At 37.9% G+C, this 715-nt stretch carries 2 protein-coding genes; both read right to left on the minus strand.

The window, feature by feature from the left end; all coding sequences use genetic code 11:
• A partial coding sequence (gene eutH / locus QD409_RS35480; RefSeq protein WP_430765043.1) for an ethanolamine utilization protein EutH occupies positions 1–243 on the minus strand: 243 nt, incomplete at its 3' end.
• An 8-nt stretch (positions 244–251) separates the two neighbouring features.
• Positions 252–715: Gfo/Idh/MocA family oxidoreductase (locus tag QD409_RS35485; protein WP_430765044.1), on the minus strand; the 464-nt coding region annotated here is incomplete at its 5' end.

Raw genomic sequence — 715 nt, forward strand, 5'->3', positions numbered from 1 at the left:
GGCAAAAGATGCAGGATCTGCACCGATAAAGCTGTAAATCGGTGTGATAATCGGGATCAGGGCATCAGCCAGCAGCGGGGCTAATGAGACAATTCCAATCATGACTAATGCCAAAGATCCCATTGTTTGTATACCTTCATAAAATTTCGCTCCAATGCCGAAACGATTGCCAAAGCTGTAGTCTAAAGCTCCTACAAAAAACAGCAGAGCAATAATAATCATCAATAATGTATTTATGATCATAGCAGATGTTAAAAATGAATCACTTGCTTATTCTGGCTGCTTTCATATGTGCCAAATACAAGCTGTAACGTTTTTAAATTATCTTCCCCGCTTGTTTGGAAATCTGTTCCTTCATTTAAGCATTCAATGAAGTGAGCATGCAGTTTTTTATGACTTTCAATATAATTGAGCTCAGTTGATTCTATATATGTCTTCTCCGCACCTTTATTATCGATAATAGATATTCTGCCATTGTTATACAGCTTAATGGTAGCTTTATCTCCTTCAATAATTAATTGCTCTTTATGATCAGGCAATACTTGTTCTGGCACTTCGGCTTCTAAATCTCTTCTAGTCGCCCAGCTCATATCCATATAGCCGAAGAAGTCATCATAGCCTAACATAATTAAACCGGTATCCTCCCCTTCTATAAACGGACTAATTTGTTTCGTTTCTGCATAGAGGCGTTTTGGTTCCCCAAACAAAAATCTCC

The sequence above is a fragment of the Rhizobium sp. BR 315 genome (assembly GCF_050577975.1).
Classification (GTDB): domain Bacteria; phylum Pseudomonadota; class Alphaproteobacteria; order Rhizobiales; family Rhizobiaceae; genus Rhizobium; species Rhizobium miluonense.